Origin of the sequence: Parvularcula mediterranea (assembly GCF_013085255.1) — a bacterium.
Lineage (GTDB): Bacteria > Pseudomonadota > Alphaproteobacteria > Caulobacterales > Parvularculaceae > Parvularcula > Parvularcula mediterranea.
Window position 1 is genome coordinate 80,511 of record NZ_JABFCX010000002.1, and the last position, 26,543, is coordinate 107,053.

Below are 26,543 nucleotides of genomic sequence, written 5' to 3' on the forward strand. Positions count from 1 at the left end.
CTATCACCCGGAGGTTGCAGTTCATGAAGCGATGGTCACGCAGACAGCCACGGATCATCGTCGAACTCGTGATCCATAAAGGTAGCTTTCTCCTCGAAAAACGCCACAGCGCTTTTCTCGCCTTCTGCATAGGCTTCGACAAAACTCATGGGTCTCCAAGGGTTGTCCCAGAGCTCGTCCCACTCCCGGATCGCCATTGAAAACCGAGCGCAATGCCGCGCCAGCGTCCTTGTGTCGAAGCCGTGACTGACATCATGTCGGATAGTCCAGAGGCTCGACGGCCGCGGGTCGATGATCTCTGCAAAAAAGCCCGGCAGAGGGCGCACCGCCAGACGCAACGCTTCCCGCACCCAAAACCGCAGATGTCCGTTCAAGGACCACAAGGCATAGACTGTCAATTCAGTTCCGATTGCACATCGGCCAGGGTAGGTCTCGGCATGGTCTTTGGCGCCCCAGCCGTAGAGGCCGCCGACGTCATGAAGGGACAAACCTCGCGGAAGGTCGTCTCGGATCACTCTGATTTTCACGGAAGGATTGCCGACTTCGAGGACGGCTTCTGCGTACGAAGATCGTAGCCGATTGGCTGTAGAATGCCAATCGGCCTAGAAGCTTTAAAGTTCCTGATTAAACGCGCCAACCTCGGGCTCGGTTGCCAGGACTTCCTTCAGCTCACCGAACATCTTGTTCCGTGCTTCTTCCGTCGCAGGGCTCTCCACCACGACCACCAGCTCTGGCTTGTTCGAGGAGGCGCGGATGAGGCCCCAGGTGCCGTCCTCGACCGTGATGCGGACGCCGTTGACTGTGTTCACGTCGACGACTTTCTGTCCGATCATCTCGGTCTTGTCTTTCAGCTTGCTGACGATCCGATCGATGACGTTGTACTTCTCTTCGTCCGAGCATTTCGGCGACATGGTCGGCGATTGGTAGGTCTTGGGCAGCGCTTCCTTGAGGTCGGAGAGTTGCTTCTCCGGGTTGCGCTCCATCATCTTGAGGATGGCGATGGCGGCGACGAGGCCGTCATCGTAGCCGCGACCGTAGGGCTCACGGAAGAAGAAGTGGCCCGACTTCTCAAAGCCCGCCACGGCATCGAGCTCAGTCGTCTTGCGCTTGATGTAGGAGTGGCCGGTCTTCCAGTAGACGGTTTCCGCCCCTTGCTCATTCAGAACCGGGTCGGTCTTGAAGAGGCCGGTGGATTTCACGTCGACCACGAATTTCGCGTTCGGGATCTGGGCCGAGAGGTCGCGGGCCAGCATCACGCCGATCTTGTCCGCGAAAATCTCGTCGCCGGTATTGTCGACGACGCCGCAGCGGTCGCCATCGCCATCAAAGCCGAGAGCGAAGTCCGCGCCGTGCTCTTTCACGGCTGCCTGCATGGCATGGAGCATCTCCATGTCTTCAGGGTTCGGATTGTATTTCGGGAAGGTGTGGTCGAGCTCGGCATCCATCGGGATGACCTCGACGCCGAGGCGCTTGAGCGCTTCTGGAGCATAGGCACCCGCCGTGCCGTTGCCGCAGGCCGCGATGACCTTCATCGGACGCTTGATCTCGACCCCGTCGGTCAGGTCCCTGATGTAGCGCTCGCGCAGGTCGGTGTGGAACTGATAGCCGCCGCCGTCACGGTTCTTGCCTTCACCGTTCAGCACGATCTCCTTCAGGCGTCCCATCTCGTCAGGGCCGAAGGTGAGGGGGGCTTCGACGCCCATCTTCACGCCGGTCCAGCCGTTTTCGTTGTGGCTGGCGGTGACCATCGCCACGCAGGGCACGTCGAGCTCGAACTGAGCGAAATAGGCGACCGGGGAGAGGGCGAGGCCGATGTCATGGACCTTGATGCCCGCTGACATAAGCCCGACCGTCAGGGCCTGCTTGATGCCTGCCGAATAGCCCCGGAAGTCGTGGCCGACGACGATTTCGGGCCGCTTGCCCAGCTCATGGATCAGTGTGCCAAGGCCAAGGCCCAGTGCCTGAATGCCGAGGACGTTGATCTCCTCGCCGAAGACCCAGCGCGCATCGTACTCACGGAAGCCGGTGGGCTTCACCTTCGGCTGGACCTCGTACTCGAGCGTGTTCTCTTTGAGGTCGGCACTGGGCTTCGGAAGCATGGTTGAAATTCCCCATCAGGTTTCGCGCGGACAGTAGTGAACCCATTTTCCTTGCCAAGCCTTACTGTCGGGAAAGTTCAGCTCTCTACGGTTTGTGAGAGGTCGCGCCCTTGATCGTGCTGTGGTAACGGCATGGGAAGTGTGGGCGGACGTGCGATTCGTTGGGACTGATGAACGCTAAGAACAACAACAGCGACAGCTTTCGCTTCGGCGATGAGAACCATCCCTTGAGGGGTGATCACTGGGACGACGAGCCCCGCAAGAAAAAGCGCGGCGGTGCCCTTGGCGGCCTGGTGCTCTTCGGCCGGATCGTCATGGGCCTCGGCATTGTCGGCTTTGTCGGCATGGTCATCGCCGTGGTCGGCGCGTTCATCTACATGCGCAGCCTCGAGCCCGAGCTGCCCGATTACACGACGCTTGAGAGCTACCAGCCCAAGGTCACGACCCGCATCCACGCTGGCGATGGCACGCTGGTGGCCGAGTTTGCGCGGGAGCGCCGTCTCTTCGTGCCCGCGGAATCGATCCCCGACACGGTGAAGCAGGCCTTCATCTCCGCCGAAGACAAGACCTTCTACGAGCACTCCGGCATCTACTGGATGGGCATCCCCCGCGCGGCCTGGAACAGCTTCAAGGCCATGCGCGAAGGCGCGCCGCTGCAGGGCGCCTCGACCATCACGCAGCAGGTGGCGAAGAACTTCCTCCTGACCTCGGACCAGCGGATCGAACGGAAGGTGAAGGAAGCCATCATTGCCCGGCGGATGGAGAAGGCCTTCACGAAAGACCACATCCTCGAGCTCTACCTGAACGAGATCTATCTCGGGAACCGCAGCTACGGCGTGGCCGCCGCAGCGCTTGCCTATTTCGACAAGCCGCTCAGCGAGATCGAACCCCATGAAGCGGCCTATCTGGCGACCCTTGCCAAGGCGCCTGCGAACTACCATCCGGTTTACAATGAGAGCCGAGCGGTCGAACGCAGGAACTGGATCCTGGGCCAGATGTGGGAGAACGGGTACCTCACGGACGAGGACCTCGAGTACTTCCGGGCCCAGCCTCTCGGCGCTGAACTGCTGCCGCCTCTCGGCGCTAGGTCGGCCGCTCTTGAGTATTTCGCTGAGGAAGTCCGCCGGGACATCTCCGGCCGTTACGGTTCGGACGCGCTTTATGATGGTGGCCTTTCGGTTCGCACAACTATCGACCCGGTGATGCAGGAGAAGGCCCAGCGAGCGTTCCGCGAAGGCCTGACCGAGTACGACATGCGCCACGGCTGGCGCGGTCCGCTCACGACCCTTGCGCTGCCCGATGACCTGACGGCGCGGACCGAGGTCGAGCGCGAAGGTGAGGAGTCGCAGTTCCTCTGGACCCTCAGCCTTGAGCAGGCCCAGAAGGCGCTGCTTGCTGACCGCTCCGTTGCGCGCGACCTGACGCCTTGGCGGCTCGCCGTGGTGCTGGAGACGACCGCCGCCGTGGCGGAGATCGGCTTCCTCGATGGCACCCGCGGCTCGATCACTCTCCCGAACCTCAGCTGGGCGAAGCAGTTCATCCAGATGAACGAACTCGGCCCGGACGTTGAAAGCGTCACGGACGTCCTTGCGATCGGTGATGTGATCCTCGCCGAGCCCATCGAGGGCGACACGTCCTATGCGCTGCGTCAGATCCCGGCAGCCAATGGCGGCATGCTGGCCATGGATCCGCACACAGGCCGTATCCTCGCGATGGTCGGCGGGTTCAGCTTCGGCATGTCCGAGTTCAACCGCGCGACCCAGGCGTGGCGCCAGCCGGGCTCGACCTTCAAGCCCTTCATCTACGCCGCCGCCCTCGACAGCGGCTACACGCCGAGCTCGATCGTCCTCGACGCACCGTTCGTGGCGCCGGGCCTCGATGGCACTTGGTACAAGCCGGGCAACTATGTGCAGGATCGCTTCTACGGCGACTCCACGCTCCGCCTCGGTATCGAGAAATCGCGGAACACGATGACCGCCCGCCTTGCGCAGGACCTCGGGATCGGCCGGATCATCGAGTATGCCGAGCGCATGGGCGTCTCGGACAAGCTGCCTCGTAACCTCTCCATTTCGCTTGGTGCGGGTGAGACCACGCTGGTCCGCCTGACCGCTGCCTACGCCCAGTTCGTGAACGGCGGTAAGCAGATCAAGCCGACGATCATTGACCGGATCCAGGACCGTCAGGGCGAGACGATCTACGCCATCGACGACCGCGCCTGCTTCGGCTGCAACGTCGAGGGCTGGGACGAGCAGCCTGAGCCTGACCTGCCCGATGACCGTTCCCAGGTGATCGACCCCCGAACGGCGTTCCAGATGGTTTCGATCATGGAGGGCGTCATCGAGCGCGGGACGGGTACGAAGATCCGCGAGCTCTATCTCGATGAGCCGCTGCCGCCGATCGCTGGCAAGACGGGCACGACCAACGACTATCGCGACGCATGGTTCGTCGGCTTCTCGCCTGACCTCGCTGTCGGGGTGTTCGTCGGCTATGACCTTCCTGCGACGCTGGGCAATGGCGAAGGCGGCGGTAACGTGGCCGCACCTATTTTCGGCCGGTTCATGAAAGACGCTCTCGTCACCGAAGACGTGGTGCCGTTCCGTGCACCGTCAGGCATCCGCCTCGTCAGGGTCAACGCGCGCACTGGCCGCCCGGCCACGGCAGGTGATCCGAACACCATCCTTGAGGCGTTCAAGGCCGAAGACGACATCTATGGTCGCTCGAACCGCTTCCGCGGCGACGGCAACCAGCAGTCGCCGGACACGGACGAAGAAATCGACTCCGACCTCGGCGTGATCTACTGATCGGCTCTGGAACACGGGACAAAGAAAAGGCGGCTCCGAGAGGGCGGCCTTTTTCGTTGGAGGGGTAGGGCGCCTAAGCGGCCTTCTTCGCGAAGCTGCCGATGAAGCCATCCATGGCGGAGAGGTCGAACCCCGCGCCCTTGGCTTTTGCGATCGCTTCCTCCAGCGGCATCCCCGCACGAACGTCCGCTGCTGTGCTGATCATCGCGCAGCGCGTTCCGGTGGCACACATGGCGAGCACCTTCCGCGCCGGAGCAACGGCTGTCGCATAGGTCTCGACATCGGCCACGCTCATCTTCGATCCTTTGAAGGGGATATGGACGAAGCGCATCCCGGCTGCTTCGATCACGCCGCGCATACGTTCTGCCGTCGGCTGCTTCTCCGCCTCGCCATCGGGGCGGTTGCTGACGATCAGGTCAAAGCCCTCAGCCTTCAGGATATCCACGTCCTTGCGAACCAGAGGCCCCGCGAGCACGATCTTCTCGTCATAGACAAAAGGCCCGAACAGCATGGCCCGCTCTCCTCACGCTTTCCGGAGGAGTGTGAAGGGAAGGAGCAAGGGAACCGTTGCCCTGGTCGGCAGCTTTTTAGCCGATTGCGGGTGGTGGGTGAGGGGATCTTGGATAAGGTCGATTTTTCAGGGGTAAGGGGTCAGTGATGAAGGCTTTGGCGATACTGTTTTTGATCGTATTTCTGGCCTGCCTTGCCTTCGTGGGCAGCCTGCTTTTCCTGACGCGAGGCGCTCATCAGACGACACTCGATGTCCGACTGTTGGGCTTTGGAGAAACCCCGCTCCAGTGCGTCGACCGTGTTCGGAAGAACTTCGAGGCGATCCGGCCGGAAATGAACGAAGTCGCGGAGATCTTTGAGGACAATCCTTCCCTCGTTTCAGCGGGGATCTTCGGAGGAGGGGAGACCGAAGAAGATGTTTTCGTCGATCAGAACGCACCCGAAGATAGCTCGAATACTCAGCTGAAAGCGAAATTTCTCCGCCCCTTGCTAGCGCTCGAGAGATCTGGCGTGGCGATCCGGCCATTCAGCTTCAACCGACGATCCGATGGGGGTGAGTTAACTGGCGTTACGATGGCCACGTGCGGTCTGACATCTCTGCAGTGGTGGGACTTCGTGTTGTCTCTGCTCTATGGCGGGCGAGCCGCTCGTCCTCTCGGTTCCGTGCAGCCAACTGCGACTACTCTCTTCGAGCGTGGCAACCTTGGCAGCGATGACCCTCGTGAGCGCTGTGGTGAGGCCCCGCCCACTCTCAACGAAGAATTCTTCGGGACCTGCGTCTCTGACCTCGGCGGAGGATGGATCGTACGTCAAGAGTGGGCTGATTGGTGCAGCCGGATGAACCTGGGTGGCTGGGAACGGCACTTGCGAGAAACCTACCTCGACCCTGAAACCCGGCGAGAGTGGGAGCAAGCGCGCGACGAGGGGCGAACGCCGTGCGGGGTCATTCCGTTCTGATCCCATGGCCGCAAGGAGGGCAAAGCCCTTCCTCATCGCTCGCCTTTTGAAGCGTGCGCGCGACGGGGAAGCATCGGATGATCTCAGGTTATGAGCCGTTTGAGCGTGCTAGGTCAGCGGGCTTCGGATAAGCTCGATACTAGCCGGGAAAGGGGGACGATGATGAAGGCGTTGACGACAGTAGCAGCAGTGCTGCTGATGCTGCTTGGGGCGGCCATCGGGGCAATCTTTCTTACGACGCCCGGCTTCCACAACACATCGCTCGATGTTCGTCTCCTCGGCGATGGCAAGACACCTCAGCAATGCATCGCGCGTTTCGAGAAGAACTTCAGTGCGATCGAACCTCACATGACTGCCGTCGCGAAGGTCATCCAACGCGAGGAGCAGCTGCCCGGCGTCAGCGGGTATGTCGATCGTAAAGGAGAGTTTCAGCTCGATTTGGGATGGGTCCAGCCCGAAGATAGCGATGAAGAGCCCGTAAGGGTTCGAAGTCTCCTGTCCGACAGCACGCTTGAGACCCTCGACCGGGAGATGGAGGCCATCACTCTCTCCCGAAACGCCTACCGACCATGGGAAATCAGCCACGATCCCAGAGACGGCGCGATTGTCGCGAGCCTCTACGCCATGTGCGGTCAGAGCATACCCGAGTGGTGGCGGTATCTCGCAGGTCGAAGCCGCCGCGCAACTGAGCCCGGCACTCCAATCGCGAGTGTGTTCCTAGTCAGAGCTTCTCTCGACCCCAACGACGAAGCGGAGCGTTGCCTCGAGGACGGCGTTAAAGTCGGACCCCAAGGTTTTGGCGTGTGCGTCCACGATACCGGGCAGGGCTGGGTGGCGCGACAGGAATGGAGCGACATGTGCGCCTGGCTGAACCATCGCGGGTGGGACGGGTTTTTCGAGGACATGACCCTGAACGACGAAAGCCGCGCGGGGTTCGAGTATCTTCGTGATCAGGGTCAGACTCCCTGTCAGGTATTGAACCGCTAGGCCCCATGACACCTTGGAAGGGCGAGGCCGCTCCTCTTGCTGCGGTGCACAAAATCCTATAGGCGCGGCGCTCTTGCACGTTTGTACGCCCGGGGCCCGTCATGACTTCCAACACCACTGCCACCCTCTTTTCCGAGGGTTTTTCGGCTGTTCGCAGCTTTGCGAAGACCACGGCTGATGACATTGGCGCGCTGACGCCTACGGTCCTGAAGACGGAGACGCTGGCTGGTTTGACCGTGGCGCTGGCGCTGGTGCCCGAGGCTGTGGCGTTTGCGTTTGTGGCGGGGGTGCACCCGCTCGTCGGCCTTTATGCAGCATTCATCGTGGGCCTCATCACGGCGCTGATTGGTGGCCGTCCGGGCATGATCTCCGGCGCGACGGGCGCGCTGGCCGTGGTCATGGTCGAGCTCGTCCATACCCATGGCGTCGAGTATCTCTTCGCGACGGTCGTCCTGATGGGGCTGATTCAGCTGACGGCAGGCGCGCTGCGGTGGGGCAAGTTCATCCGTATGGTGCCTTATCCGGTGATGCTGGGCTTCGTGAACGGCCTCGCCATCGTCATCGGTCTTGCCCAGCTCGAACAGTTCCGTGTGCCGACCGAAGATGGCGGCCATGCGTGGATGCAGGGGACGCAGCTCGTCTGGACCCTCGGCCTCGTGGCGCTCACCATGCTGATCATCTGGGGCATGCCTAAGGTCACAAAGATCATTCCGGCGCCGCTCGCGGGCATCGGTATCGTCGCCGCCATCGTGATCGGCTTCGGCATTGACGTGCCGCGGGTGGGCGACCTCGCCTCGATCGAGGGCGGCCTGCCGATGTTCCACATCCCTCAGGTGCCGTTCGGCCTTGAGACCCTCGGCATCATCCTTCCCTATGCGGTCATTCTCGCGGCCATTGGCCTGATCGAGAGCCTCCTGACCCTGAACCTCGTCGGCGAGATCAAGGGCGAGAAGGGCGGCGCTTCGCAGGAATGCGCGGCGCAAGGGGCGGCGAACCTCGTTACCGGCTTCTTCGGCGGAATGGGCGGCTGCGCCATGATCGGCCAGTCGATGATCAACGTGAAGTCCGGCGGCCGCACACGCCTCTCCGGCACGATGGCGGCGTTGTTCCTCCTCGTCTTCATCGTCTTCGCGTCAGGCCCGATCGAGGCAATCCCGCTGGCGGCGCTGGTCGGCGTGATGTTCATGGTGGTGCTCGGCACCTTCGCGTGGAAATCGCTGCAGATCCTCGCCCGGGTGCCTAAGTCGGACGCGCTGGTGATCCTGATCGTCACGGTCGTGACGGTGCTGGAAGACCTTGCCGTCGCAGTTCTCGTCGGCGTCATCGTCTCAGCGCTGGTCTTTGCATGGAAACAGGCGACCAAGATGTCCGTGGCCAACGTTACCGAGGACGAGAACGGCAAGACCTATGAGGTCGAAGGCCCGCTCTTCTTCGGCTCGACGACCAGCTTCTCGGACCTCTTTGACCCTAAGGGCGACCCCAAGAACGTCACCATCGACTTCGCCCGCGCAAGGGTGGCTGACCACTCAGGCCTCGCAGCGATCGACGCCCTCGCGTTCAAGTACAATGCCGAGGGCAAGGACCTGAAGCTCAGGCACCTCTCCCCTGACTGCCAGCGCCTCCTGACCACCGCAGGCCAGCTCATCGAACCCGCCGAGGACGACCCCCAATACGGCATCGCCACCGACTACGGCATCCGCATTGGTCGGACCGACACAGGGCACTAGGATAATGATCGAGGCAGGACTTAAGGTCTTGCCTTAATCTAAAGGCTTTGCAACCCTTACCGAAGTCTGAGGGCTTTGGGAGGGCAGAAGGGCTGATGGGGAGCGAAACGCATACGGCTCCGGGCGGAGCTTCGACGTTCGCGCGGCTTGCGGTCGGCCCTCTCGCGCTGCTTCTCGTTTCGCTGATCGATGCGTTCGGTCTCGATACAGCTTCCAGCCAGGTATCACTCGCCGTGGTGCAGAGACTTTTTGCGCCGCTCTATCCCGATGATGCGCAGGACCAGGTCCTTGTCGTGGAAATTACCGACCAGGACCTGCCGCTGTCACCGGACAGCCCGCCCGGCGGTTGGCCGGCGAAGTTCGATGACTACGCGACCCTCATCGAGGTGATTGGCGGGCAGGAGGGCCAGCGGCCACGGGCCGTCTTCTTCGACATCTTCCTCGATCGCGCGCCAACGATTGATGATCCCGTCGACCACCTGTGCGAGGTGATCGCCAACCTTGAGCAGCAGGGCGTTCCGCTGTTCTTCGCAAGCCTGATCGAAAGCCGTCAGCGCGGCTTGCCGCGGTCGCTCGCCGCCTGTCCCAACCCCGTCCGCACAGCCTCGGCAGACTGGACGGGGAGCGCCGAGAACATGACGTTTCTCGGCGTGCCCGGCGAGGGCGTGACGGATGAGCCTGTGGCAGCTCAAGCGCTCTTTCAGGCGGCAGCGACAGAAACCGTCTCGCTTGCCATGGAGCGCGCGATAGCTGCCCACCCGGAGATGACCATCATGTGGGGCTCGGCGCCGCCGGTCTCGAACCCTGACTGTGCAGACTACGATACCGAAACGCTCGCGGGCCGACTCGGCCGGAGCGCTGAACTCGTCGCCAAGAGTATCGTTCTCGATCGCGGGGCAAGAGAGACGGTTCAGGCTCAGCAGCCATGCGCCTACCACGCGCGCCTTTCGCCAGGAAACGTCCTTAGTGATAACAGCCGTATACGGTCGTTTCTCCAGCGGCAGTATTTCACGGATCGTTACGTCCTCGTGGGGGCGAGCATATCGGGCATTCCCGACGACATTCGCTCTCCCGTGCACGGAACGCTCCCAGGGGTCTATCTGCACGCCATGGCGCTGGACAATCTGCTTGTTTGGCAGGACAGGTTCGTGAGGCCCGCGCCCGACCTGCAGCTCCCCCTTGTTGATGACTGGGCAGTCTCCCTCGACACGCTCTTCGAAGCAGGCGTTCTCGCGCTCATTGCGTGGCAAATGTTCGTTGCGACCCGTCCCGCGGATCAGTCCAGAGGTTTGGCTGCCAGCATATTCCTGCGTGTACGGATGACATTGAGCCTCATCTTCATTCTGGCGGCGACCGTCGGGCTCACCTTTGTCGTCATGCGATGGACGCCCTACAACTGGGGAGGCGTCTTCGTTGCGGGCCTCGCGATGATATGGCCCTGGTCTTACCAATTGGAGGATAAATCGTGATGCGAATCTTGAAACTCATCGCCTCTGTAATCGCGGTAGCGTTTCTTTCGTCAGCAGGCGGAGAAGCTAGCAGTGATGGTGAACCCATCGGTGTGAAGAGCTTCAAGGAGAAGACGATCCTTCTCTATCACAAGCCTACGGAGAAAAGGCCGGGAAGTCGCGTAAAGGACCTTGACGGCGTCAAGGTCAGAAGCCTCGGGGAGACAGACGAGATGTTCCTCGTTTCGTTTTTTCCAGAGAATGGGCTGATCGGGATCATGACAGCGAAAGCCGGGGTTGTGATCGTCGAGCGTGATGAGGTCATCTCCACGGACGAGGAAGCGCTCGATGAGAAGATGGGCATCGAGGTTCCTCCGGGTGGCTGCATTGACGCGCTCTCAGTGGCTCGATCGAGGAACAACGGAACGAGCGGCACCACGCGCGGCATGGGTGCCTGTTAGGTTTAGGGAAGAGGACGAACGTATGCTGAAGAAACTTGCACTTGCAACCGCCACCGCCGCTCTACTAGCGTCATGCGCCAGCGTTGGGGAGCTTCCGGAAGAGCGTCGTCTCGTGGCGCTCCAATCGGATGAGCCCGATTATGAAGTCTTTAAGAAGCGACAGTCGAGAGACGAGCAGACGGCACGCTCCGTCGGCGTTGGACCCGATGGTTATCAGTATGCGCTGACGATGTTCAGCAAAGGCTGGACGCCTCTCAACGACCCGAAGCTCGAGGCGGCGGTGCTGAGCAGGTATGCAGACCTTCTCCCGGAGCTTCAGGGCGACGTTCCGCAAGGACCCATTAAATTCTCGTCCGGTGACAAGAGCCTCGACGCGCAGGCTCTCAATACGGGGATGATCATCTTCCAGAGCGGGGTCACGAAGATTCCGCGCTACTATGACGAAGTGAACTTCGTGATTGCTCACGAGATGTCGCACGTCCTCATGGATCACTACCGAAGCGACGAACTCAAAAACAGGATCTCGACGGGTCTGGCGGCGACCATGATCACCCAGGGCCGCAACCCGGGAGATCAGCAGGCCTATATTCCGATTACGGAAAATGGTCGGATTGACAAGCTGCAGCTTGCGGTGATCGGCGTCGCAGCCGTGACCAATCTCGTCTATGAGCGCCGCCGCCGCGCCCAGGAGATTGAGGCTGACCAGCTTGCGCTTGAGCTCATGCTGAACTCCGATCTCTACAATTCACCACAGGGTGCGATGAATTACATCGATCTGATGATTGAATCGACGGAGCAGGGGCTCAAAGACGCGAACAAGGCCTATGAGAGGGACTTCGAACTCTACACCGCGGAATGTGGTGAGCGGAAGAATATCGGCTCGCTGTTGCTGGGTGACGCCCTTGCCGCAGTGAAGGGCGAGCTCGAGGAACGCTCTCCGGAATGCGAGGCCTTTCATACGGGCGTTCTGCCAAGCAAGAAGGACATCAATTTCCTCGAAACGTCCCTCAAACGGGTCACCGAACGCCGGGAGCTCGTCGAACAGTACTACGATGAAAAGCTGCGCGATGTCCCCGACACACCTCCCATGACGCCCATCCTTGATGACAGGGATAGGCCGATTTCCTTCGCGGCTTCGATCTCACCGGATGGCGAGGTCGTCCGGGTTGCGGAGGCCGAGGAGGTTGAAGCTCTGGTGGACAGAAACCAGTGCAACGCTGCCCAGAGGCTCGCGGCCCGCTACGTGAGGGGCGACAATGACGGCTTCGCACCGCTTCGCTATCAGTATTTCCGTGCCGATCGGGCATGCGATACCGAGAACGCTGCGCGCCACATTCTGATTTCGGGCCGACAGACAAAGGCGTCGCTGATTCAGCTGGTGGAGGCCTTCGAATACTACAAGTTTCGCAGTGACTGGGAGAACGCCCTTGAAGCTGCTCAGCTCCAGGAGGGGGTGAACCCGCAGCCGGAGACTTTGCTACCCTCGCTCATCCTCGCAAACTTCAAGCTCGGCAACGAAGAAGCGGTTGAGACGCGGCTGGCGGAATGCCGGACCATCGAAGACCGCAAACTCCGTAATAGCCTCATTGCAGCCTGCGAGGCAGCCGCTGTGGAACCTCCGAAAGAAGAGACCAAGGTTCAGGTCGACGAAACCGACGGCGCTTCTTACGAGAACCGCAAGCAGCTTGTTGCATCGCTGTCCTTCAACGTCGTTCAAACCGCGCTGGGCAGGCCAGAATTCCGTGATCTCCTTCCGGACGGTCAGGATTATACCTTCTACATTCCGACGGACGCGGCACTGAGCCGATTCACCGGAACAGATGCCGATGACCTGCTCCGCCCCGAGAATGCAGAGCTCCTTAAACGGATCATTAGGAGCCACATCGTCCTGCCTGAGGTGGAGGAAGTCTCGCTCGCCGAGAAGAGGTTCAATCGCAACCCTCGAGGCGGCGTCCCCTTCCGCATCGAAGACTATGCGCCGATCGAGCTTTCGATCGACGCGAACGATGCTGCGGCCATACCGCTCTCACTGCCTTCGACGGATGGGCAGGCTTTCCTGACGGACGAAGTGATCGCGCTGTCGAACTAAGACCTTCACGCGCGCAAAAGAGGATCGGGCGAGGCTCAGGCCTTGCCCGATCGCGTTGGTCAGCGAGCTCTTCGGGAATGTCTCCGCTCGCGACGTCATTGTGCGGCGCAATGTGTTGAGGCCGCTGGCCAAACTGTTGCGGTGACGCTTTGTTCCCTGGTCTGAAAAGAGGGGACACCATGAAAAAGACGATCTTCCGCCTCGGCGTTGCTGCCGGGGCGATGGCTGTCGTGTCGCTTGGCGCGGCACTGGCTCAAGGGAACAATGGCTACGAGGTCTGGGCTTCGGACCAGTCCAACTCCGTCTCAGGGGTCTCGGGGAATGGGCTTTCGGGGAGCTATCTCTGGATCTGGGATTCGAATGATATCGAGGCGCAGCTCGCCGGCGGCGCTGATGCCACGCCTGTAGGCTGCGGCCCGAACAATGGCGGCAAGGCGCGGTCGAACGTCGGCCCTTGCGACCTGCTGGACGTCTTCCCGCAGGACCTTCGCGAGTTCGATGGTTCCGGCAAGCCGACCGGCAACCGGCTTTCCGACCTCAACGGCTTCGGCAGGCTCCACGGGATGCTGCCTGACCCGCAGAACCGCTACGTCACCGCGAACATCTTCGCGCCGGGCGGCGGGTATGTCGGGATTATCGACACCGAGACCAAGGAGGCTGTCGGCCTGTTCCGCGTGACCGGCACCAATGTCGGCGGCGGCACCGATGTGCGGTCCGTCCACATGTCCTTCTGGGACTCCACCGGCTCGGCCGTGATTATCGCCAATCTCAACGGCAAGGTGCTCGAGCGCATCGATGTGCGCCGTAACGGCTCCGGCAAGATCAAGGGCCTGACCTTCAACAAGGCGGCAAGCCTTGGCGTTGGCAAGGGGATGGCCGTCACGGCAGAAGCCACGGTCTTCCGCGGAAAGAACGCCCACGGACGGAAGATGATGGGAAGCGTCGCCGGCAATTATGATGAAGCTGCCTTCGCAGACCTCACGCCCAATGGTTTTTGCAAGGAGAATGGCTGCGCTGACGGCCCTGACGCGCCGTTTGGCGGTCGTCCGAACAATGTCATCATCTGCCCGATCCCGTCGGAGAACCGGAAAGCTTATGTCACCATGGGCGGCGGCGGCCTGCTCGTGGCGGATACAGATGCAACGCCGATGGCCATTGTCGGTGAGTACGACAATCAGGTGATCAACGGTGCAGGCTGCGGCGGTGGTCAGGCTGGCGACGGCATGTGGCTCAACGCTGGCGTCTCGGCGTCGGGGGCAGGGGCAACCTGGTCGACCTTCACCATGTACCGCCTCGACGACACTGCGTTCTCGCTCGAGCCGAACCCAATCAACTCACCTGAGCCTGAGGTCATCTTTCGTGACTCAGGCAACACGGCGACGGGCGGCGCGCTCGCCGGAGCGGGGCCGAACGGCTCCGGCCAGCTTCCCGGCATCTCCACGAGGCGCGATGCCCACGGCGTCGCGGTGACGGTTGATGGCGCGTATATCCACAATGTCGACCGTATCCAGAACAATGTCGAAGTCTTCGACACGGTTACGGGTGCAAGGACGAGCTATGACCTGACCTCGGCCAACGGGCAGGGCAGCGGCTTTGGCGCCTGCTTCGACAAGTCGGTGAGCGACGATGCAGGGCTTCCGGCCAATGATCCGGCCCCGGACCTTCTGGAGCGCACGCCGGACGGGAAGTATCTGATGATCGCGCTGCGCGGACCGGCTCCTGTGTCCGTCAAGCACTCCGCGCAAGGCTCCTGCCCGGGTGTCGGTATCGTGGAGCTCCTCGAAGGCGGGGCATCTGGCCGGCTCGTGGGGGTTCTCCGGTCGGTCAACACCGTGGATGACAGCCCGGTCTCCGCGCCGGGTGGCCATGCCTATACGGGCGCCGAGCGCAGCGACGTTCACGGTGCGACCGTGGTCATGAAAGGTCGCTCGAACGGCAAGAAGCGCGGCGATATTCGCGGCGCTGGCAAGAAGAAGGACAAGGGCCGCAGGTAAGCCCTGGCTCTGACGAATATGAGGACGGCCGGGCGCACTGCCCGGCCGTTTTCGATGCTATCGCGTGCGGTCGTAGGTGAAGTTCATCGTCTGGACGCCAGCGCTGGTCTTCATCTTAAGGTCCATCAGTAGGCGGTCATCTCCTTCAAAGGTGATCGTCAGTCCGCCGAAGATCAGGGTGTCTTCGCGGGCTTCTTTGAGCTTGAAGGTGACGAATTCGTCCTTCTCTTCCCAGCCCTTGAGGTCACCGTGGAAGTGCTTGAGCCGCATTTCCGGCCCTTCGCCGAAGTCGTCGATGATGAGGATCTCGGAGAAGTTCTGCTCGCCGTTGGTCACGAGCTGAAACATGCCGGTGACGCGACCATCTGGCCCCGGCATCCAACACTCCGCGACCTCGCCGCCGAGGCCTTCGCCCTCCCAGCAGCCGAGGAGCCTCTGGGCAGGTTCGCGCCAGGGGATCTCCTCGCCAGCGGAAGAGGCGAGAAGCGCGGCGGTTAGGGCGTAGGCTGCAATCATGGATTGATCTCCTTTAACGTTGCGGGCTGGGCGCCCTCAACTCCTAGACGTGCGGGGCCCGCGGTGATCGACACCACGCCCTCAAACAAGGCATCAACCCGGCCGGGTGGCCCTGACGGTGCCTGAAGTCGCTGGTCTGCGAATGCGGACGGAGTGGAGCGCGTCGTCGAAGTGATTGCCTAGCCCTGTGGCGTTCTTGATGTCGCGGATCACAGCGCCTGCGCTGCCCGCATCGACGACAAAGCTGTCGCCGCGCATGTCGGGGTCATTGAAGAACGTCACCCGCCAGTTGGGCGGTACGCAGAGCGAACTGACCCTGTCACCAAGGGAGAACTCGCCGTCGCCGATGTCTCGGTCGGAGGCTGTGTAGACGGCTCTCCGTCCACGGAGGTTGTCGTGCTCATACATCATCACCATGCCGTCCGCTTCGCTGCGGCAGGCATCGGGGACGGGGTTGGCATCGACGCTGAGAGCCCTGATGGAATGGGTGGAGTTCGAAGCGATCCTGTTTTCGCGAGAGAAAAGGTGCCGGCCAGGCCCTAGGCGCAGGCTGCCGCCCCTATAGTCAGGATCCTCGTAGAGGATGACGATCCAGCCGTTCGGCACGCAGATGGAGCCCCCGTCATCGCCCCAGCCGAACATGCCGAGATCGCGATAGTCCCCATCGATGGACAGCGTCCGTCCGCGATAGGCACCCGACCACATGACGGGAGTCGTTGCGCAATCGACTGGCGGATAGGCGCGCTTCAGCCCTTCCTTGTCCCGATCGCTGAGCGCAGTGCGGGTTCCGAAGGTCGACGAGGCGCAGATTGTTTCATCGCGAGACGAGATGACGGGCCCGGTTTCACCGGGCTTGAGAAACGCGTTCGCACCATAGTGCATGATCGACGCGCAATCATAAGGCATCAGTGTACGGACATCAGTAACATGCCGGTCAAAGTTGTGACCACGGCCGTCCTGGATCTTGTCGCGATCGATCGTGATGAACCTGTCCCGATCCGCTCTTGCTTGTTCATGATAGAAGCCGAGCGAATGGAGGATCTCGTGGGCAATCAGTCCCGCGCCGACATTGCCGTTGAGCCTGATACGGTTCTGGCCATCACCGAAGATACCTGCCTGGCGACCGACAGGTGACGACCCTCCGCTGAAGCCCAGGCCCGGATCAGCAGCAAATGTGATCCTCGCGCTATGGATATCCTCATCATAAGGAACAAATGTCAGGTGGCTGTCTGCTTCGAGCATCGCGATGGCCGCCGCGATGCGCGTCGCCGCAACCGAGCTGGCGGCAATGGTGGAGTCCAGTTCCCAAGGAACTCTGTTGGCAGGCCAGAGCGATCCCTGGTCAGTCTTCACCAGCAATGGCGCCTGGGTGAAGCTGACGTCCCGGCCGTCGCGGTTGACGGTTATCGCTGAGGAGGTCGGCTTGAACGCTTCGACCTCATTCGTCAGGTCGATGTCGCCTTCCCAGAGGGGAAAGCCCGCCGATGTGTCGTAGGTCACCTCCCAAGGGCTGTTCCGCCAGGGGAGCATGATCATCTTGGTCTCAAGCTTGAGTTTGGGCTGGATCTTCTGGCTGGGGATCAGTGGAGGGAAGGTTTTCTTTCGTGTCAGCGGTTTGGTTGTTCGCTGAAGCTCCTGCTTCTTTTCAGTTTTCTTTTGCGCAAGCGCCGCCTCGGCAGAGAAGCCGAAGACCAGCAGGGCTGTGAGCGCGCCTTTTCCTAGCCTGTTCCTCATGATGACTGTCCTCCCTCGCCCAAGAGGGTCCGAAACAAATGCGGCGTCGTCAATTGCCGCTGGCAGGTGGATGAGGCTCGCCTTGCCCCCACGTGCGCTGCGTCCTAGACCCCGCGTTCAGACTTCAGGATCACTCCATGCGCGCAGAAATTTCCCATGCTTCTGATCAGGTTGAGCAATCGCTCGCTTTGCTGCGGCGCTCGCTCGACTGGGACGTGGCGAATGCGCGGCTGAAGGAGCTGAATGACAAGGCCGAGGATCCGACCCTGTGGGATGACCCGCAGGAAGCGCAGAAGCTGATGCAGGAGCGTACGCGTCTCGAAAACGCGATCAGTGCCCTGACCGACATCAGTCAGGAGCGCGAGGATCTGCTTGAACTCGCCGAGATGGCAGAGGCGGAGGATGACACAGGCTCCGTCGATGAGGTCGAGGCTTCCATGAAGGAGCTTGCCAAGCGCGCCCAGACGGCTGAGCTGGAGGCGCTCCTGTCGGGTGAGGCTGACGGCAATGATGCCTTCATCGAGGTCCATGCTGGCGCAGGCGGCACCGAGTCCAACGACTGGGCCGGCATGCTCTACCGCATGTACACCCGCTGGGCTCAGCAGCACGGCTACAAGGTCGAGATCATGGAGGAGCAGTCCGGCGAAGAGGCTGGCATCAAGTCCGCGACCCTCCAGGTGAAGGGCATGAACGCCTATGGCTGGCTCAAGACCGAAAGCGGCGTACACAGACTGGTTCGTATCAGCCCCTTCGATTCAGCCGCCAAGCGGCACACGTCCTTCGCTTCCGTGTGGGTCTATCCGGTCATCGACGACAAGATCGAGATCGAGATCAACGAGAGCGACTGCCGCGTTGATACCTTCCGCGCATCGGGCGCAGGCGGCCAGCACGTCAACACGACGGACTCCGCCGTCCGCATCACCCACGAACCCACCGGCATCGTGGTGCAGTGCCAGTCTCAGCGCTCCCAGCACAAGAACCGTGCCGCCGCATGGGATATGCTCCGTGCACGCCTTTACGAGCAGGAGCTCCAGAAGCGCGAGGAAGAAGCCAACGCTGAAGCCGCGTCGAAGACCGACATCGGCTGGGGCCACCAGATCCGCTCCTACGTCCTCCAGCCATACCAGATGGTGAAGGACCTCAGGACCCAAGTGGAGAGCCCGTCGCCCGACGCAGTCCTCGACGGCGATCTCGACAAGTTCATGGCTGCCGCGCTGGCGCAGAGGGTTGCGGGCGACGAAGAGTAAGACGAGGGTTTCTCTGGCGGTCACGGCCTGATGGGCCTAGGGGCAGGTGATGAGCCTTCCCCGTTTCCCAATTTTTCTCTCGACCGCCCCTGGCCTCGAGCCTGTTCTTCTCGAAGAGGCGAAGAGCCTTGGCTGGACCGCTGCGAAGGAGACGCCGGGCGGGGTGGAGATTTCTGGGTCATGGCCGGACATCTGGCGGGCCAACCTTCTCCTGAGGACGGCCAACCGCGTTCTCGTCAGGCTTGGTACGTTCAGGGCGCAGCAGCTCAACATCCTTCACGGCAAGGCGGCGGAGCTTCCGTGGACGGAGTTCTTGAAGCCTGAGCAGCCCTTCACCGTCGAAGCGACGAGCCGCAAGTCCAAGATCTACCACACTGGCGCGGCCGAAGAGCGCGTGGCCAAGGCCGCCGCGACGGTCTCTGGTGCGGACCCTGCTGAAGAGGGCCTCAAGGTCTTCGTCCGCATTGAGAGCAATCTCGTCACCGTCAGTATCGACAGCTCCGGCGCGCTTCTCCATCAGCGCGGGTTCAAGGCCGACGTGGCAGGCGCACCGATCCGCGAGACGCTGGTGGCGGCGTTTCTCCGCCAGTGCGGCTATACCGGCGAGGAGCCTGTGGTCGATCCCTTCTGCGGCTCGGGCACCATCCTCCTCGAAGCGGCAGACATGGCCGCAGGCCTTGCGCCGGGCAGGGCGCGGACCTTTGCATTTGAAGACTTCGCGAGCTTCAACCCGCAGGCCTTCGATCGGGCACGGACCAAGGCGCTTGGCAAGCCGAAGGACACCGCTGTCCGCTTCCACGGCTCGGACCGCGCTATCGGTGCGGTTGAGGCCTCGCGCGCAAATTCTAAGCGCGCTGGTCTCGATGAGCTCTGCACATTCACTCAGGTCACGATCAGTGAGCTGACGGCCCCCGAGGGACCTACGGGTCTCGTCCTGACCAACCCTCCCTATGGATCGCGCCTTGGCGACAAGTCCGACCTCAAGGGCCTCTACAAGGCGTTCGGCGCGACCATGCGCGAGCGGTTTGCGGGCTGGAGGATCGGCCTCGTCACCGCCGATGAAGCTCTGGCGAAAGCGACGGGCCTGAAGCTCGCGCCAGGTCCGGTGATCCCCCACGGAGGGTTGAAAATCAGGCTGTGGCAGGGCGAAGCCTGAAGCCTGCCATCCCCACTGGCCAATCCTGATAAAACGGGAGAAGGTTCCCCAAAATGATCAGGGGAGGGCACCCATGCTCCGTATCAGTCTCGCCGCCGCCGCGCTGGCACTCGCGTCCTGTCAGCAGGCTCCAAGCGCCTCCGAACCCGCTGCCACGCCCGCCTTTGACTCGGCGCTGGTCGATGCTGCTCTTCAGGACTTGATCGATCAGGAAGCCCTTGCAGGCGGCGGCATCCTTGTGTTCCGCGGTGGCGAAGAGATCTATTTTGGAGCGGCTGGCCACGCTGACCGGGGCGAAGAGAAGCCTTGGGAGCGGGATACGCTCGCGGCCATTTACTCCATGACCAAGCCTGTCACCGGCGTCGTCCTTTTGAAGCTCTACGAAGACGGCTTGTTCGAGCTTGATGATCCGGTGGCGGACTATCTTCCCGAGTACAGCGATGTGAAAGTGTACGCGGGCATGGACCCGGACGGCGAGATGATCCTGGAAGACCCTGTCCGGCCCCTCCAGATCATCGACCTCATGCGGCACACAAGCTGCCACGGCTATGGCTGGGGCAGTGGCCCGGTCGATGAGCTGGCGCGCGCCACTGAAGCTCTCGACCCGCGGAAAAGCCTTCAGGAGATGAGCGAGGACATCGCCACCATCCCTCTCGAGTGCCATCCGGGTACGGAATTCGTCTATGGCGTCGCCGTCGATATTCAGGCCCGCCTCGCCGAAGTGCTCGCGGGGAAGCCCTATGAAGAGCTCCTGATTGAGAGGATCATCGAGCCCCTCGGCATGACAGACACCGGGTATTTCGTCCCTGCTGAGGACAAGCCTCGCGTCGCCTCCGTCTATACGCCTGCGGAGGAAGGCGGCCTCAAGCGCGGCGACAATTCCGGTGTCTACAGCCATTGGCCCCAGAAGCCGGTGCAGACGAATGGCGGCCACGGCCTCATCTCGACGGTTGACGATTTCATGCGCTTCGCCCTCATGCTCCAGAATGATGGCAGCCTCGATGGCGTCGAGATCCTGAAGCCCGAGACCGTGGCGATGATGACCTCGGACCAGCTCCCCCACGACACGATGGAGGACTACGGCGTCATCGGAGAGAAGGACGGTTACACGTTCGGCCTCAACGTCTCTGTCAGGACCACGACAGTCACCGCGCCTGAGGGCCGCTATGGCGTGGAGGGCGAATACACCTGGGACGGCGCTGCCAGCACGACATGGTGGGTGGACCCTGAAAACGACATCACCGCCGTCTTCCTTCAGCAGACCATGCCGTGGAATTCTGTGGGTCAGGACGCGATGATGCGCGCTGTCTATCAGGCGGCGGGGATCGCTGAGTAGGCGAGAGGCGAAACCTTACCTCTCCTTTCGTTGACCATGATCTCAACCGGTCCTTAACCTTGGGGAAGGGTAGGGAAGACCCCGTAGACCTTCGGGGCGAGACATATGCGCAACTGGAAGACCATCGGCCTGGCCATTCTCACCGCGAGCGTGCTCGCGGCCTGTTCGACGTCAGGGAAGAAGGCCTGGCAGCCTGATCCCAATCCGCACGAGAAGGTCGGCAAGCCTTATCAGGTGAATGGTGTCTGGTACGTGCCGAAGGCTGAGCCGCGCTATGACCGCATCGGCTTTGCCAGCTGGTATGGCCCGGGCTTTCACGGCCGCCTGACAGCCAATGGCGAGGTCTTCGACGAGGACCGCCTAACCGCAGCGCACCCGACGCTGCCGCTGCCGTCGATCGTGGAGGTGACGAACCCCCAGAACGGCAAGCGCCTGAAGCTCCGCGTCAATGACCGCGGGCCTTTCGCCAACAACCGCATCCTTGACCTCTCCAAGGAAGCCGCCAAGCGTCTCGGCACCAAGGAGAAGGGCGTCGCGACCGTCCGCGTCCGCTACATCGGCCCTGCACGCATCGAGGACGCCATCATCCGCGTTGGTGAGCGTGAGAAGGGGCAGAGCCTCTATGCCTCGGTGGCACCGCCGCCGAGCCTGAACCCGCGGCCTGAGATCAACCTTCCTGATGAGACCGACATGATCCTCGCGGATCTCGACGTCAGCATCCTCGACCAGATGCCCGTCCGCGCGACGCAGGCCTCGGTTGGCCAGATCTTCGTTCAAGTCGGCGCTTATGGCTCCACCGTGAATGCCACCAACGCCGTCGGGCGTATTCCGCCGACGAACCCGGTGGCTCTGCATAAATCCCGTCGCGGAGGCCAGGAGCTGACCCTTGTGCGCCTTGGCCCATTCAGCCATCCTTTCGCGGCGCAAAAGGCGCTTGAAGAGGCGTGGTCCCTAGGCTTCGCCGATGCCCACATCGTCGAAGAGGTTACGCGTTGAGCCCAACCCGGCTTGTTCTAGCTCTTATCCTGTCCGTCCTGCCCGGGGTCGCCCTCGCGCAGGCGGACAATCTCGTGCGCACCAAGGCCACCAATGCGGTGATCATGGACGTGCCCACGGGGCAGTTCCTCTATGGCAAGAAGGCCGACATCCCGGTCCCGCCAGCTTCCATGTCCAAGCTGATGACCGTCGCGGTGGTCTTCGACCTGATCGAGCAGGGCAAGCTTTCGCTCGACACCCCGTTCTATGTCTCTGAGAAGGCGTGGCGCACCGGCGGTTCGAAGATGTTCGTGCTGGTCGACACCGAGATCACTGTTGAGAACCTCCTCAAGGGGATCATCGTCCAGTCGGGCAATGATGCCTGCATCGTCGTCGCTGAGAACATCGCAGGTAGCGAGGCGGCCTTCGCCGAGCTGATGAATGCGCGCGCGAGGGCGTGGGGTTTGGAGGACAGCTCCTTCGCGAACCCAACGGGCCTGCCGCATCCGAACCAGCGCATGTCCATGCGCGACCTGGCGAAGCTCGCCCGGCACCTGTGGTTCGAATATCCTCAGCACAGGCACTTTTTCTCCATTCCGGAGTTCACCTGGTCTGACATCACCCAAGCGAACCGCAACCCGCTGATTGGCGCCATGGAAGGCGCCCGCGGGATGAAGACGGGGCATACGGATGAAGCAGGCTACGGCGTCGTCGGCCTTGCCGAGCGCGAGGGGATCGCGCGCGTCGTCGTGGTCACTGGCTTGGGTAGCGAGCGCGAGCGCCGCGCGGCCGCCATCGACCTGATGGATGAGGCGTTTCAGAGCTTCGAGACCCGCACTTTCTTTGCGGCTGGCGACCTTGTCGGCTTCGCGGAAGTCTTCGCAGGCAAGGAGGAGACCGTCCCCCTGCGCATCGACCAGGGGCTGACCTTCACCCTGCACCGGAAGATCCTGAACGGCGCCTCGGCCCAGATCGTCTATGACGGCCCCCTCCGCGCACCCATCAGGGCAGGGGAGCAGGTGGCCGTGCTTCGGTTTTCACTGCCCGACCAGAAGGTCCGCGAGTATCCTCTCTACACGGCAGAACGTGTGAAGGGCCTCGGCGTCTTCGAGAAGATCAACCTCGGCCTGCAGGCCCTCTTCACGCCGCCCGAGGGTGAGGGGGCGTGAGCTTCATCACCTTCGAAGGCCCCGAAGGCGCAGGCAAATCGACCCAGATCAAACGCCTTGCGGCGAAGCTCGAGAACGCTGGCCGCGACGTGGTCCTGACCCGCGAGCCCGGCGGCGCGCCCGAAGCTGAAGCCCTCCGGGCGCTGCTCCTCGACAAGGACCGCAGCTGGTCCCCGACCGCCGAAGCGCTCCTGATGAACGCAGCGCGGGACGCCCATGTCCGGGCACGGATCACCCCCGCGCTGGATGCGGGAAAGACCGTCCTCTGCGACCGCTTCTCCGACTCCACCATCGCCTATCAGGTCGGCGTTGACGAAGCGTTCCTCAGGGCGCTGCAGACAGCTGTCGTGCCAAGAATGCCGGACCTCACTCTCCTCTTCGACCTCCCCGTCGAGGTCGGCCTCGCACGTGCCGAAGCCCGTGGCGCGGCCGACCGCTTCGAAGCCAAGGGCGAGGCCTATCACCGCACCGTCCGCGAGCGCTTCATCGCCATCGCCGCGGAAGAGCCTGAGCGCGTGGTTATTATCGACGCCGAAGCGTCCATGGATACGGTGGAGAAAGCAGTCACGGAGGCGGTTAACGCGCGCCTGCCGGGTCTGCTAGGGGAGCCTCATGGACACCCTCCCGCCCCCTGAAGAGGCCAGCGATTTCCTCGCTTCGCCGCGCACCCTGTTGCAGGTCGAGCAGTTCCTCGGCCGCGGCGCGATGGAGGGCGGCTTCGTCCTCGCAGGCGCCGACGGGGCAGGGAAGGCGACCCTCGCCTTCCTCCTCGCTGCTACGGTTCTGTCAGGTGGGAAGAAGCTGGGCGATGTCGACCCAAAGGTGCGCAGCATGATCGCCGCCGGCGCCCACCCGGACCTCACCGTAATGCGCCGTCAGGAAAACGAGAAGACCGGCAAGCTGCGCCAAGAGATCGACGTCGATCAGGCCCGGAAGGTAATCAGCAAGCTCCACCAGACCTCCGCCAGTGGTCGCTCCGTCGTCATCGTCGACCTTGCTGATGAGCTGAACCGCAACGCTGCGAACAGCCTTCTCAAGGTCCTCGAAGAACCTCCCAAGGGCGCGGTGCTCTTCCTCCTCAGCCGTTCGCCGTCACGCCTCCTCCCCACACTGACGAGCCGCTGCCGCAAGATTGCCCTTGGCGCCGTCGAAGAAGATGCGCTCGCGAACTGGCTCGCCCAGCGCACCGGGTCATCCGTAGACGACGCCCGAACGCTGGCACGAGACGCCGAAGGCGCGCCGGGCAGGGCGCTCCGCCTCGCCCTCGGCGAAGGTCAGGAGGCGGCCTCGGTCGCGGACAGCTTCCTCCGCGCCGTCGAGGGCAAGCAGGACCTCCTCGCCGCCTCGCGCAAGTTCGCGGGCAAGGGGCAAGAGCTCATCGCGGAAGAAGCCCGCGGGATCGTCCTCGCAAGGCTCCGCCGCCGCCTGACCGAGGACGGAATCGAAAATTCAGAGCGCGGACGAAGGATCGAAGCCTACGATCAGGCGCGCGCGCTTTTCTCCTATATCGGTACCGCAGACCCCGCTCAGACAGCCCTCGTAGCAGGCCTCAGGATCCGCGACGTGATGGCAGGGAAAACGACACATGTACGTTGACAGCCACGTCAATCTTCACGGCGAGCGCTACGAGGAGGACCTGCCGGAGGTCCTTCAGCGTGCGGAGGAGGCAGGCATCGGCGCGATGCTCCTCATCTCCGACCGCCTCGACAGCATTCCCGAGATCACCGAAATCGCGGAGACAAACCCGGCCTTCAGCCGCTCCGTGGGCGTCCATCCGCACCACGCCAAGGACTATGCGGACCTGACAGCGGAAACGCTGATCGAGCTTGCGCAGCCCGAGAAGGTCGTTGGTATCGGCGAATGCGGCCTCGACTACCACTACGAATATTCTCCGCGCGCGGATCAGGAAAAGGTCTTCGCCGCACACATCACCGCCAGTCAGAAGACCCAGCTCCCGCTCATCGTCCACACCCGCGAGGCTGATGACGACATGCAGCGGATGCTCGAAGAGGCGTATGCGGAGCGAAACTTCCCGCTGCTCCTTCACTGCTACACGTCTGGGCGGAAGCTCATGGAAGCGGGCCTCGCGATGGGCGGCTACGTGGCGTTCTCCGGCATCGTGACCTTCAAGCGCGCCGACGAGGTGAGGGCGCTTGCCAAGGACGTGCCGCTGGACCGCCTCCTCATCGAAACCGACTGCCCCTTCCTTGCGCCAGTGCCCCATAGGGGCCGCCGCAACGAGCCGGCCTATCTTCCTCAGGTGGCCGAGATGCTGGCCGAGGTTAGGGGTGAGGACGTGAAGACGATCGAGGAAGCGACGACCGAGAACTATTTCCGTCTCTTCGAGCGGGCGCATCGTCCGTGAAACTCCGCGCGATCATTCTGGGTTGCGGCAGCTCCGGCGGCGTGCCGCGCATTGGCGGCGAGGATGGCCGCGGCAATTGGGGCGCCTGCGATCCGAACGAGCCGAAGAACCGCCGCTCGCGCTGCTCCATCGTCGTGCAGCGGGCACAGGAAGACGGCTCCTTCAGCGGGCGGATGACCACCCTCCTCGTCGACTGCGCGCCGGAACTCCGCCTGCAGATGATCGAGAACGGTATCCCTCATGTCGACGCCGTGGCGATCACCCATGACCACGCTGACCAGACCCACGGCCTTGACGACCTCCGCGCGATAGCCATCAACCAGATGGCCCGCGTTCCGGTTTACGTCTCAGACAAGACCTCGCCGGTCCTGAAGCAGCGCTTCGCCTATCTCTTCGAACAGATCCCCGGCAGCTCTTATCCGCCCATCGTGGACACGCTGGAGATGCCGGAGGAGGGCGCCACAGCCGAGATCGATGGCCCCACGGGCCCTATCCCGATGACGCCGTTCCTCCAGACCCACGGCCGGGTCATGTCTCACGGCTTCCGCTTCGGCCCGCTGGCCTATTCGTCAGACCTCGACGGCCTGGTCGATGAGAGCTGGCCGATGCTCGAAAGTCTCGACTGCTGGATCATCGACGCCCTCCAGATGAAGCCCCACGGCAGCCATCTCCACCTCGCCAAAGCTCTCGAATACCTCGAACAGGTCCGCGCCAAGCGAGGCGTGCTGACGAACCTCCACGTGACGATGGACTACAAGACCGTGCAGGATCAGGTGCCGGAGAACGTCACCGTTGCCCATGATGGGTTGGTGGTTGAGGTTGTGGCATGATTTGCGACAATCTAAATTGTGCGCACCACGGGTGGGTCGCCCGCTCAGTCCGTTCATCTGCTCGCTGACGCTCGCGAAGGATCTTGGATCAAGTCCAAGATGACGATCATTGCGCGGTGGTCTCTCCACCTGTCGTCCCGGA

General features: G+C 62.3%; 22 protein-coding genes. 17 read left to right on the forward strand and 5 right to left on the reverse strand.

Annotated features, from left to right (window positions below):
- Nucleotides 1-35 precede the first annotated feature (35 nt).
- Both HK107_RS00975 and HK107_RS00980 read right to left on the reverse strand, forming a co-directional pair.
- Nucleotides 36-398 (reverse strand): hypothetical protein, encoded by a 363-nt coding sequence (locus HK107_RS00975; RefSeq protein WP_173195921.1) that lies wholly within the window; start codon nt 396-398, stop codon nt 36-38.
- A 213-nt stretch (nt 399-611) separates the two neighbouring features.
- Nucleotides 612-2,099, reverse strand: coding sequence for a phosphomannomutase/phosphoglucomutase (locus tag HK107_RS00980; RefSeq protein ID WP_173195923.1), 1,488 nt, complete (start codon nt 2,097-2,099; stop codon nt 612-614).
- Nucleotides 2,100-2,413: 314 nt separating this feature from the next.
- Here HK107_RS00980 and HK107_RS00985 point away from each other — a divergent pair, with 314 nt between their 5' ends.
- On the forward strand, nt 2,414-4,900 hold the full coding sequence (locus HK107_RS00985) for a penicillin-binding protein 1A (RefSeq protein ID WP_408636654.1): 2,487 nt from the start codon (nt 2,414-2,416) through the stop codon (nt 4,898-4,900).
- Between the two features lie 73 nt (nt 4,901-4,973).
- On the opposite strand, the gene HK107_RS00990 is transcribed toward HK107_RS00985, so the two are convergent.
- Nucleotides 4,974-5,411, reverse strand: a complete 438-nt coding sequence (locus HK107_RS00990) for a TIGR01244 family sulfur transferase (RefSeq protein ID WP_173195927.1) — start codon at nt 5,409-5,411, stop codon at nt 4,974-4,976.
- Nucleotides 5,412-5,557: 146 nt separating this feature from the next.
- Here HK107_RS00990 and HK107_RS00995 point away from each other — a divergent pair, with 146 nt between their 5' ends.
- The 7 genes from HK107_RS00995 (at nt 5,558) to HK107_RS01025 (ending at nt 15,073) form a co-directional block, all read left to right on the forward strand.
- Nucleotides 5,558-6,367 (forward strand): hypothetical protein, encoded by an 810-nt coding sequence (locus tag HK107_RS00995; protein WP_173195929.1) that lies wholly within the window; start codon nt 5,558-5,560, stop codon nt 6,365-6,367.
- A gap of 162 nt (nt 6,368-6,529) precedes the next feature.
- Nucleotides 6,530-7,354 carry a hypothetical protein gene (locus HK107_RS01000; protein ID WP_173195931.1) on the forward strand — a complete coding sequence of 275 codons (825 nt, stop codon included), beginning with the start codon at nt 6,530-6,532 and terminating at the stop codon, nt 7,352-7,354.
- A gap of 101 nt (nt 7,355-7,455) precedes the next feature.
- Nucleotides 7,456-9,081: a SulP family inorganic anion transporter gene (locus tag HK107_RS01005; protein ID WP_173195933.1), complete on the forward strand. Its 1,626-nt coding sequence runs from the start codon at nt 7,456-7,458 to the stop codon at nt 9,079-9,081.
- Between the two features lie 95 nt (nt 9,082-9,176).
- Nucleotides 9,177-10,550, forward strand: coding sequence for a CHASE2 domain-containing protein (locus tag HK107_RS01010; RefSeq protein WP_173195935.1), 1,374 nt, complete (start codon nt 9,177-9,179; stop codon nt 10,548-10,550).
- Entirely contained in the window at nt 10,550-10,990 is a 441-nt protein-coding gene (locus HK107_RS01015) for a hypothetical protein (RefSeq protein WP_173195937.1), read from the forward strand. Before HK107_RS01010 ends, HK107_RS01015 begins: the two co-directional genes overlap by 1 nt.
- A gap of 22 nt (nt 10,991-11,012) precedes the next feature.
- Nucleotides 11,013-13,079, forward strand: coding sequence for a M48 family metalloprotease (locus HK107_RS01020; protein ID WP_173195939.1), 2,067 nt, complete (start codon nt 11,013-11,015; stop codon nt 13,077-13,079).
- A 179-nt stretch (nt 13,080-13,258) separates the two neighbouring features.
- The gene (locus HK107_RS01025) at nt 13,259-15,073 is read left to right on the forward strand and encodes a hypothetical protein (protein WP_173195941.1); all 1,815 of its coding nucleotides are present in this window, start codon (nt 13,259-13,261) and stop codon (nt 15,071-15,073) included.
- A 57-nt stretch (nt 15,074-15,130) separates the two neighbouring features.
- On the opposite strand, the gene HK107_RS01030 is transcribed toward HK107_RS01025, so the two are convergent.
- Together HK107_RS01030 and HK107_RS01035 are read right to left on the reverse strand one after the other, a co-directional pair.
- The gene (locus tag HK107_RS01030) at nt 15,131-15,589 is read right to left on the reverse strand and encodes a DUF6265 family protein (protein ID WP_173195943.1); all 459 of its coding nucleotides are present in this window, start codon (nt 15,587-15,589) and stop codon (nt 15,131-15,133) included.
- A gap of 93 nt (nt 15,590-15,682) precedes the next feature.
- Nucleotides 15,683-17,323, reverse strand: a complete 1,641-nt coding sequence (locus tag HK107_RS01035; protein ID WP_173195945.1) for a M12 family metallopeptidase — start codon at nt 17,321-17,323, stop codon at nt 15,683-15,685.
- Between the two features lie 137 nt (nt 17,324-17,460).
- On the opposite strand from HK107_RS01035, the gene prfB reads away from it, so the two are divergent.
- The 9 genes from prfB to HK107_RS01080 all read left to right on the forward strand — a co-directional run bounded on the left by prfB (nt 17,461) and on the right by HK107_RS01080 (nt 26,401).
- Complete coding sequence (gene prfB, locus HK107_RS01040; RefSeq protein WP_173195947.1) at nt 17,461-18,570, forward strand: peptide chain release factor 2; 1,110 nt, start codon at nt 17,461-17,463, stop codon at nt 18,568-18,570.
- Nucleotides 18,571-18,619: 49 nt separating this feature from the next.
- Nucleotides 18,620-19,726 (forward strand): THUMP domain-containing class I SAM-dependent RNA methyltransferase, encoded by a 1,107-nt coding sequence (locus tag HK107_RS01045; RefSeq protein WP_173195948.1) that lies wholly within the window; start codon nt 18,620-18,622, stop codon nt 19,724-19,726.
- A 73-nt stretch (nt 19,727-19,799) separates the two neighbouring features.
- The gene (locus HK107_RS01050) at nt 19,800-21,062 is read left to right on the forward strand and encodes a serine hydrolase domain-containing protein (RefSeq protein WP_173195949.1); all 1,263 of its coding nucleotides are present in this window, start codon (nt 19,800-19,802) and stop codon (nt 21,060-21,062) included.
- Nucleotides 21,063-21,167: 105 nt separating this feature from the next.
- Nucleotides 21,168-22,058: a septal ring lytic transglycosylase RlpA family protein gene (locus HK107_RS15785; protein WP_173195951.1), complete on the forward strand. Its 891-nt coding sequence runs from the start codon at nt 21,168-21,170 to the stop codon at nt 22,056-22,058.
- On the forward strand, nt 22,055-23,206 hold the full coding sequence (locus HK107_RS01060) for a D-alanyl-D-alanine carboxypeptidase family protein (RefSeq protein ID WP_173195953.1): 1,152 nt from the start codon (nt 22,055-22,057) through the stop codon (nt 23,204-23,206). Before HK107_RS15785 ends, HK107_RS01060 begins: the two co-directional genes overlap by 4 nt.
- On the forward strand, nt 23,203-23,841 hold the full coding sequence (tmk, locus tag HK107_RS01065) for a dTMP kinase (RefSeq protein ID WP_173195955.1): 639 nt from the start codon (nt 23,203-23,205) through the stop codon (nt 23,839-23,841). Before HK107_RS01060 ends, tmk begins: the two co-directional genes overlap by 4 nt.
- On the forward strand, nt 23,819-24,802 hold the full coding sequence (locus tag HK107_RS01070; RefSeq protein ID WP_173195956.1) for a DNA polymerase III subunit delta': 984 nt from the start codon (nt 23,819-23,821) through the stop codon (nt 24,800-24,802). The genes tmk and HK107_RS01070 overlap by 23 nt, the downstream gene beginning before the upstream one ends.
- Nucleotides 24,792-25,571, forward strand: a complete 780-nt coding sequence (locus HK107_RS01075) for a TatD family hydrolase (RefSeq protein ID WP_173195958.1) — start codon at nt 24,792-24,794, stop codon at nt 25,569-25,571. Before HK107_RS01070 ends, HK107_RS01075 begins: the two co-directional genes overlap by 11 nt.
- Nucleotides 25,568-26,401: an MBL fold metallo-hydrolase gene (locus tag HK107_RS01080; RefSeq protein WP_173195960.1), complete on the forward strand. Its 834-nt coding sequence runs from the start codon at nt 25,568-25,570 to the stop codon at nt 26,399-26,401. Before HK107_RS01075 ends, HK107_RS01080 begins: the two co-directional genes overlap by 4 nt.
- Nucleotides 26,402-26,543: the final 142 nt, after the last annotated feature.